Below are 8931 nucleotides of genomic sequence, written 5' to 3'. Positions count from 1 at the left end.
GGAGCCGTCCCGGGTCGATCCCGCTCAACTGCGAGCGTTTCCAGGACAGCGCGATCTCCGGCCGCAGACCGTTCACCCCCGCTCGGCCTCCCCGAGCAGGGCCGTGGACAGCTCCCGCATCTCGACCTTGCGGATCTTGCCGGTGACCGTCATCGGGAACTCGTCGACGATGTGCACGTAGCGGGGGATCTTGTAGTGCGCGAGCTTGCCCGTGCAGTACTCGCGCAGCGACTGCGCGTCGAGCGGCGCCGCCCCCTCCCGCATCCGGATCCACACCATGAGCTCCTCCCCGTACTTCTCGTCGGGCACGCCGACGACCTGCGCGTCGAGAATGTCCGGGTGGGTGTAGAGGAACTCCTCGATCTCCCGCGGGTAGATGTTCTCGCCACCACGGATGACCATGTCCTTGATGCGGCCGGTGACCGAGACGTACCCGTCGGCGTCCATGACGCCGATGTCGCCGGTGTGCATCCACCGGGCCTTGTCGATGGCCTCGGCGGTCTTGTCGGGCTGGTTCCAGTAGCCGAGCATCACCGAGTAGCCGCGGGTGCACAGCTCGCCCGGTTCACCACGCGGGACGGTCAGGCCCGTGGCCGGGTCGACGATCTTGACCTCGAGGTGCGGGCCGACGCGGCCGACGGTGGACACGCGCTGGTCGATGGTGTCGTCGCTGCGGGTCTGCAGGGACACCGGCGAGGTCTCGGTCATGCCGTAGCAGATGGAGACCTCGGTCATGCCCATCCGCTCGATGACCTGCTTCATCACCTCGACCGGGCACGGGGAGCCGGCCATGATGCCGGTCCGCAGGCTCGACAGGTCGTGGGTCTCGAAGGAGGGGTCGGCGAGTTCGGCGATGAACATCGTCGGCACCCCGTACAGGGAGGTGCAGCGCTCCTCGGCGACGGCGGCCAGGGTCTGGGCCGGGTCGAAGGCGGGTCCCGGGATGACCATCGTCGCGCCGTGGCTGGTGCAGGCCAGGTTGCCCATGACCATGCCGAAGCAGTGGTAGAAGGGCACCGGGATGCACACCTTGTCGTTCTCGGTGTAGTGGCACAGCTCGCCGACGAAGAATCCGTTGTTGAGGATGTTGTGGTGGCTGAGGGTGGCGCCCTTGGGGAATCCGGTGGTGCCGGACGTGTACTGGATGTTGATCGGATCGTCGGCCGACAGGTCACGCTGGGCGGCGTCGAGCCGGGTGCGGTCGTCGGCGAGTGCGGCGCGTCCGGACTCGGCGAGTTCGTTCCATTCGGGGTATCCGAGCAGCACCACCTGCTCGAGGTCCGGGCAGTCGCCGCGCACCTCGGAGATCATTGCGGCGTAGTCGGACGTCTTGAAACTCGGCGCGGAGATCAGCATCCGGATCCCGGCCTGGGTGAGCACGTACTGCAGTTCGTGCGAGCGGTAGGCGGGGTTGATGTTGACCAGGATCGCGCCGATCTTCGCGGTGGCGTACTGGACGAACACCCACTCCGCCCGGTTCGGCGCCCAGATGCCCACCCGGTCGCCCTTGCCGATGCCGGCGCGCAGCAGACCGAGCGCGAGGGCGTCGACCTCCGCGGCGAGTTCGGTGTAGGTCCAGCGCCGGCCGGCGGCGCGGTCGACGAGCGCGTCGCGGTCGCCGTGGCGGGCGACGGTGCGGTCGAAGTTGTCGCCGATCGTGTCCCCCAGCAGCGGGGTGTTCCACGCCCCCGAGGTGTAGCTGGGCAATTCGGGTGTGGCGAAACCGGTCATGGGTGCTCCTGCAGTGTGCGCGGCCCGGGGCGAGCGAGGGGATCTCGTGGACTCGTCCACCATGCTCGCCGATCCGGCGCCGCAGGTGTTCGGATTCTGGACAGTTGGCGGTGCGGTGGCAGCACGAGGCGCCCTCCCCGGGGTGTCGGGGAGGGCGCCGGTGGGATCAGAGCGCTCGGTCGCGGGTCTCGACGAGGGCCTTGGTGCACACGAAGCTCAGCACGCCGAGCACGGAGAGCATGATGCCGATGGCGATGCCGCCGTAGGACGCCGCGAGGGGCGCGGCCAGCATGGGCGGAATCGCGCCACCCAGGACGCCGGCGAGGTTGTAGCCGAGTCCGGCGCCGGTGTACCGGTACCGGGTGTGGAACATCTCCGGCAGCAGCGCCCCGCATGGTCCGTAGGCGATGCCGAAGATGGCCAGGGTGACCATCATGCCGACGACGAACGCGACCGGCGAGCCGGTGTCGAGCAGCGGGAACAGCGCCAGCGCCCACACGACGGAGAAGCCGCAGGAGATCATGATGACGCGCCGGCGGCCGACCCGGTCGGAGTAGAGGGCGGAGAGCACGATCGCGGCGCCGAAGACGAACGAGGCGACGATGCCGACGGTGAGGACGAACGGCCGGGAGAAGCCGAGGGTCTTGGTCGCGTAGCTGGTCAGGTACGCGGTGCCCATGTAGAAGAAGGCGAACATGATCGCCAGTGCGCCGGCCGAGAGGAGGATCTCCTTGGTCTGGTAGCGCAGGGCGTCGAGGAACGGCAGGGTGCGCTTCTCGGCCGGGGCGGCGGCGCGGGCCTCGCTCTCGGCCCGGAACACGGGGGTCTCCTCGATGGCGAGGCGCATGTAGAGACCGATGGCCACGAGAACGATGCTGAACAGGAACGGGATACGCCAGCCGTAGTTGAGGAAGGCCTCGTTGGTGTCGCCGAGGGCCAGGCCGGTGAACAGGAAGGTGGCGCTCGACAGGGCGAAGGCGATGGCGGGGCCGAGCTGCGGGAACATCGCGTACAGGCCGCGTTTGCCCGGTGGCGCGTACTCGGCGGTGAGCAGCGTCGCGCCGGCCCATTCCCCGCCGACGGCGAAGCCCTGCGCGAATCGCAGCAGCACGAGGATGATCGGGGCGGCGACGCCGATCGTCTCGGCGCCCGGCAGCAGCCCGATGAGCAGGGTCGAGATGCCCATCAGCAGCAGCGTGGAGACGAGGGTCTTCTTGCGGCCGATGCGGTCGCCGAAGTGCCCGAACAGCATGGCGCCGACCGGGCGGGCGATGAACGCGACGGCGAAGGTCGCGAACGAGGCGACCGTGCCGGCGGTGGCGCCGAGAGCCGGGAAGAACACCGTCGGAAAGACCAGGGCTGCGGCGGTTCCGTAGATGAAGAAGTCGTAGAACTCGATGGTGGTGCCGATGCAGCTGGCGATGGCGACGCGTCGGATGCCGGGTCCGCCCGGGGCGGGGGCGGTCGGCGCGGCGGGCTTCTGTCCCGCCGGTACCACGGGGGGTTCGGCCCCCGGTGTCGACACTGTGGTCACGTCTGTCCTCCGTATTTCCGTCCGAGCCGCGGCGGCCCTGCGCCGCGCGATGGAAGGAAAGGTAGTGATCCGTCTCACTCCCCCACTACCCCCGAAAGGGGGGTGGCTGTGAGCCGGATCACGTAGTTTGCCGAACGAAGGACTTGATCGTCGCGGGGCGTCCACCCCTCACCACGCGCGGTCGTCCGCTCGGATTCCGGGACACCCGGTGGCCGAACAACTTTCGCGCCGTCTACGCTCCGTTCATGGCGACGACGACCTGGGACCCGCACGCCCCGGGGATCCTGGCACTACCGTCGGGCCGGTACGTCCGGGGCCGTGGCGTCCGACGTCCCCTTCCGGCCGGACCGCTGCCCACCCTCGGGGTGTACCTCGCGGGCCGGACGCCGCCGGCGGTCCCGTGGGACGCCCGGTGGATCCGGTGGCCCGACTTCCGCCTCCCCACCGACCCCGGCGCTGCCCGCCGGATACTGCACGAGGCGTGGCAGCGGTGCGCGACCGAACGCGTCGAGGTCGCCTGCGGCGGTGGCCGGGGGCGCACGGGCACCGCCCTGGCCTGCCTCGCGATCCTCGACGGCGTACCGCCCGGCGAGGCCGTCGCCTATGTGCGCGAACACTATTCGCACCGAGCGGTGGAGACGCCGTGGCAGCGGCGCTTCGTCGCTGCGTTCCGGTGACCGGCGGCGCCGGTCAGCGACCGGCGGCGCCGGTGAGTTCGGCGCGCATCTCGCTCCACACAGTCGCGTACGAGTCGATGTTCGGCGCCGTCGCCCACGCCAGCGCGCCGGACTTGATCTTCCCGAGCGCCTCGGCGAACAGGTCCTGATACCGCGACAGGCGCGGAACGAACGCCGACACGTCGTCGAAGAGGTTCTGCGCCTTGCGATCCAGCTCGATCAGTTCGTCGAGGAAGTTGGCGGATTCCGGGTCGGCGAGCAGCGCGGAGAGCTCTTCGTCGAGCGGGCCGAACTGCTCGAACAGCTCCGCGAGAGAATCCTCGTCGATCGAGACGCGCTCCGCGTCGAGCTGATCGGTCAGTTCCGCGACCCCTGCGTCGGTCAGGGAGATGCCGTTGCCGGTCTCCTTCGCCTTGCCCTGCGTGACCAGCGCGTCGTACGCCGCCCGCCCGGACGCGACCGACACCCCCAGATGCGCCGCGATCATCTCGGCGGTGACGGTCTCCTTCAACCGCACCGTCTGCAGCAGAGCCAGCTCGTCGACATTGCCAGCGAACGCCATCGTGTCTTCTCCTCGTCGCCCGGTCGCGGGCGGTACGTGTCACCCGGTCGGGCGGAGTACATGATTTGGCGCTTCCGGTCGCGATGTCAACCGCCCACGCGGGTACGTCACACTCTCGCCTCTACAACTCCCCCACCGTCGCGGAATCGAGCCGGTCCGCCCGCGTCGTGTCCTTCAGGTCCACACCGGAACGCCCGAGCCGGCGCGCCCCGTCGACCAGCCCCGCGACGACACGCGCGGCCGCGGCGTACCCGAGCCCCTCCGGGGGGTGGATGTTGGACACGCAGTTCCGCTCGGCGTCGGCCCGACCGGGCCGCGGCTCGTGGGTCAGGTACACCCCGAGGCTGTCGGCGACCGACAACCCGGGCCGCTCCCCGATCAGCACCAGCAGCGTGCGCACCCCCAGGGCGGCGCCGATGTGGTCGCCCAGCGCCACCCGTGCCGACGTCGCGATCACCGGCGGTGCCACGGACAGGTGCCGCGGCAGGGCCGCCACGACGGCCTCGAGCAGGGCGACGCCGTGCTCGGCCAGGGCTCGCGGCGAGAGCCCGTCGGCGAGGACCACCCCGACGTCGGCGCCGGTGCCGGGGACCGCGGACAGATCCTCGGGCAGGCGGCCCAGGTCCGGGCGGCGCAGGTACTCGCCGCGATCGCTCACCCGGCTGGTGACGACGATCGGCGCGCCGAGTCCGAGGCGTTCGACGTCGGTGGCCAGCGCCGGCACGTCGAGGGGCTGGTGCACCGCGTCGCGGGCCGCGGCGTGCGCGGCCCGGAACTCGAGCACCCGAGCGGTCGGGAGGCCGTCGCCGGCCCGGCCGAGCCCGATGCGGGCCTGGGTCGCCGACCGCAGCGGTGCCCAGAAGTCACGGTCGACGGACCCGCTCACGCCGCACCTCCCGCGAGGGCGCGCAGCGGGGAGGCCGCCGCGTCCACCGGCAGGATGTGCCCGGCTCCGTCCACCATGCCGAGACCGGAGAGCCATCGCTCGAACTCGGGGGCGGCGCGCAGGCCCAGCGCGCGACGCACGTACAGCGCGTCGTGGAACGACAGGCTCTGGTAGCCGAGCATGACGTCGTCGGCTCCGGGCACCGCGATGACGAACGCGGCGCCGGCCACCCCGAGCAGGGTCAGGAGGGTGTCCATGTCGTCCTGGTCGGCCTCGGCGTGGTTGGTGTAGCAGACGTCCACGCCCATCGGCAGGCCCAGCAGCTTGCCGCAGAAGTGGTCCTCGAGGCCGGCCCGGACGATCTGCTTGCCGTCGTAGAGATATTCGGGGCCGATGAACCCGACCACCGTGTTGATCAGCAGCGGGTCGAGCGCCCGGGCGACGGCGTACGCGCGGGTCTCGAGGGTCTGCTGGTCGACGGGGCGTCCGCCCGTGCCGAGGTGCGCGCCGGCCGACAGCGCCGAGCCCTGCCCCGTCTCGAGGTACATGACGTTGTCGCCGACGGTGCCGCGCCCCAGAGCGCGACCGGCCTCGTTCGCCTCCCGCAGCAGAGCCAGGTTCACGCCGAAGCCGGCGTTCGCCCCCTCGGTGCCGGCAATGGACTGGAACACCAGGTCCACCGGGGCACCGGCCTCGATGAGGCCGAGCGTGGTCGTCACGTGGGACAGGACGCAGGACTGCACCGGGATGTCGAAGCGCAGCCGCATCTCGTCGAGCAGGTGCAGCAGGTCGGCGGTGGCCTGTGGCGAGTCCGTGGCCGGGTTGATGCCGATGACGGCGTCGCCGCAGCCCATCAGCAGCCCGTCGAGGGTCGCGGCGGCGATGCCGCGTGGATCGTCGGTGGGGTGGTTGGGCTGCAGCCGGGTGCCGAGCCGGCCGGGCAGTCCGACGGTGGTGCGGAACGCCGAGGTGACCTCGATCGCGCGGGCCACCGCGATCAGGTCCTGGTTGCGCATGAGCTTGCTGACGGCGGCGACCATCTCGGGGGTCAGGCCGGGCGACATGGCGGCGAACGCCGCGGCCGCATCGGTTTTCGTGACGGTGTCGAGAAGCAGGTCGCGCAGTCCCCCGACCGTCAGGTGCTGCACGGACCTGTAGGCGTCGCGGTCGTGATCGTCGAGGATCAGCCGGGTGACCTCGTCGGTCTCGTACGGCACCACCGGCTCGGCGAGGAACACGTCGAGCGGGATGTCGGCGAGGACCCACTGCGCGGCCGCACGCTCGGCGTCGGATTCGGCCGCGCAGCCGGCGAGTTCGTCGCCGGAGCGGCGCGGGGTGGCCTTGGCGAGCAGGTCGACGAGGCCGTCGAAGGTGTAGGTGGTGCCGGCGAGATGCTGGGTGTAGACGCTCACTTCAGCTCGGCCTCCGCCTCGGCGAGCGCGGCGAACTCCTCGTCGGGCGAGTTCGCCACCAGCCGGTGCCGGCTGTAGAGCCCGAAGTAGGCCATGAACGCGGCGAAGGCACCGAGGGTCCACAGGGCGGCGACGGGATCGACCAGGAAGGTGGCCACGACGGCGGCCGCGGCGACGACCAGCGCGAAGGAGGTGGTGACGACGCCGCCGGGGGTGCGGTAGGGCCGCGGCATGTGCGGTTCGCGCCGGCGCAGCACGATGTGGCTGACCATCATCAGCACATAGCTCACCGCGGCGCCGAAGACGGCCATGTTGAGCAGCATCGCTCCCTCGCCGGTGAGCGAGAGCGCGAACCCGATCACGCCGGGGACGATCAGCGCCAGCATGGGCGCCTTGCGCTTGTTGGTCAGCGACAGGCTCGTGGGGAGGTACCCGGCGCGGGAGAGCGCGAACGTCTGCCGCGAGTACGCGTACATGATCGAGAAGAAGCTCGCGATCAGGCCGGCGAGCCCGATGTAGTTGACCACCTTCGCTGCGCCGGTGTCGCCGAGGGCCTCGACGAGCGGGTTACCGGATGTGGACAGGGCGTCGGCGCCGAGCGCGCCGGTGGCCAGGAACAGCACGGTCGCACCGGTGACGAGCAGCACCAGCATGGACACGATGATGCCCTTGGGCACGTTCTTCTCCGGCTCGGTTGCCTCCTCGGCGGCCAGGGGCACACCCTCGACGGCGAGGAAGAACCAGATCGCGAACGGCACGGCCGCCCAGATGCCGAACAGGCCGAAGGGAAGGAACGACGACGCTCCGGCGGCGGTCTCGTCGACGGCGATGTCGGTCAGGTTCGCGGTGTCGAACAGCCCGACGGCGGAGACGGCGAACACCACGAGCCCGACGAGAGCGATCGCCGTGATCACGAACATCGCCTTGAGCGCTTCGCCGGCGCCGGTGAGGTGGATGCCGATGAACACCGCGTACACGGCGAGATAGATCCACCATCCGTCGGTGATGCCGAACAGGTTCAGCGACTCGACGTACCCGCCGATGAACGTGGCGATCGCGGCCGGGGCGATCGAGTACTCGATGAGAATTGCTGTGCCGGTGGCGAATCCACCCCACGGTCCGAGGGCGCGGCGCGCGAAGGTGTAGCCGCCGCCGGCGGCGGGCAGCGCGGAGGACAGCTCGGCCATGCCGAGCACCATCGCGAAGTACATGGCCGCGATGACCACCGAGGCGACGAGCAGACCACCGAATCCGCCCTCGGCCAGGCCGTTGTTCCAGCCGGCGTAGTCACCGGAGATCACGTAGCTGACACCGAGGCCCGCGAGCAGCACCCAGCCCGCCGAACCCTTTCTCAGAGTGCGCTTTTCGAGATACGCACGACTCTCGGCGTGGAAGTCCGCGCCGTCGTGGTGGGCCGGGGTCTCGGCCCCGGTCCTGGGCGGGTCGGTCAACGACATGATCTCTCTTCTCGACGGAGGATGGCGACGTGTCGAGCGGGCACGTCGAGGACACCGCGCGTACTCACGGTACGAGCGGTAGGTACACACCGCGTCAGTACGCGGTCACGGAAGTGTTACGAGGAGGCGCCCCGGGGCGTCGGCACCGGGCACGCGTCGGCGGCCTCGGCCACGACGGTCGGCTCGGCGGCCGGCTCCGGACGGGCACCGGCGGCCCACCGCTTGCCGAGCAGGGGTGTGTCGCGGGCGAGCGCGTCGTTTTCGTCGGCGGTGAAGGCGCGGCCGCGGCTGAGGAACCGGAGCCCCTCGGGCGATTCCAGGCTGAACCCGGAGCCGCGGCCGGGCACCACGTCGAGAACGAGCTGCGTGTGCTTCCACGCCTCGAACTGGGACCCGGAGATCCACACCGGGACGGCGTCGGCGCCCGCGGGCAGGTCACCGGCCGTCGTCCCCACCTGCAGCCGCAGGTCCAGCACCCCCAGCAGCACGTCCAGGTCGCCGACGACGAAGTCGCCGTCCGGGTAGCACATCGGCGCCGACCCGTCGCAGCAGCCGCCGGACTGGTGCATCATCAGCGGCCCGTGCCGCTCGGCGAGACGGCGCAGGAGAGCAACCGCGTCGGCGGTGGCGACGAGGCGGAGCGGGACGGACATGGGGTGCCTTCCGGTTGTC

8 protein-coding genes are annotated in these 8931 nt (G+C 70.7%); 1 reads left to right on the top strand and 7 read right to left on the bottom strand.

The features are described from left to right. Positions 1–72: 72 nt before the first annotated feature. On the bottom strand, positions 73–1731 hold the full coding sequence (locus CQZ88_RS13760; protein ID WP_006930868.1) for an AMP-binding protein: 1659 nt from the start codon (positions 1729–1731) through the stop codon (positions 73–75). A 166-nt stretch (positions 1732–1897) separates the two neighbouring features. Further along, the gene (locus CQZ88_RS13755) at positions 1898–3265 is read right to left on the bottom strand and encodes an MFS transporter (RefSeq protein ID WP_029544943.1); all 1368 of its coding nucleotides are present in this window, start codon (positions 3263–3265) and stop codon (positions 1898–1900) included. Positions 3266–3510: 245 nt separating this feature from the next. Between CQZ88_RS13755 and CQZ88_RS13750 the strand changes: the two genes are divergently transcribed. Next, complete coding sequence (locus CQZ88_RS13750; protein WP_029544945.1) at positions 3511–3942, top strand: protein-tyrosine phosphatase family protein; 432 nt, start codon at positions 3511–3513, stop codon at positions 3940–3942. Positions 3943–3955: 13 nt separating this feature from the next. Here the strand turns inward: CQZ88_RS13750 and CQZ88_RS13745 are convergent, their stop codons facing one another. The 5 genes from CQZ88_RS13745 to CQZ88_RS13725 all read right to left on the bottom strand — a co-directional run bounded on the left by CQZ88_RS13745 (position 3956) and on the right by CQZ88_RS13725 (position 8912). Continuing rightward, the gene (locus tag CQZ88_RS13745) at positions 3956–4504 is read right to left on the bottom strand and encodes a hypothetical protein (protein WP_006930889.1); all 549 of its coding nucleotides are present in this window, start codon (positions 4502–4504) and stop codon (positions 3956–3958) included. A 121-nt stretch (positions 4505–4625) separates the two neighbouring features. Further along, entirely contained in the window at positions 4626–5390 is a 765-nt protein-coding gene (eutC, locus tag CQZ88_RS13740; RefSeq protein WP_029544948.1) for an ethanolamine ammonia-lyase subunit EutC, read from the bottom strand. Beyond that, entirely contained in the window at positions 5387–6802 is a 1416-nt protein-coding gene (locus CQZ88_RS13735) for an ethanolamine ammonia-lyase subunit EutB (protein ID WP_029544950.1), read from the bottom strand. Before CQZ88_RS13735 ends, eutC begins: the two co-directional genes overlap by 4 nt. Further along, positions 6799–8259: an ethanolamine permease gene (eat, locus tag CQZ88_RS13730; protein WP_029544952.1), complete on the bottom strand. Its 1461-nt coding sequence runs from the start codon at positions 8257–8259 to the stop codon at positions 6799–6801. Before eat ends, CQZ88_RS13735 begins: the two co-directional genes overlap by 4 nt. Positions 8260–8375: 116 nt before the next feature. After that, positions 8376–8912: a DUF779 domain-containing protein gene (locus tag CQZ88_RS13725; RefSeq protein WP_102799905.1), complete on the bottom strand. Its 537-nt coding sequence runs from the start codon at positions 8910–8912 to the stop codon at positions 8376–8378. Positions 8913–8931: the final 19 nt, after the last annotated feature.

It is taken from the genome of Rhodococcus sp. ENV425, from assembly GCF_002887785.1.
Classification (GTDB): Bacteria; Actinomycetota; Actinomycetes; order Mycobacteriales; family Mycobacteriaceae; genus Rhodococcus; species Rhodococcus aetherivorans.
The sequence above is the reverse complement of the archived record's forward strand: the minus strand, read 5'-3'. Positions and strand labels throughout refer to the sequence as shown.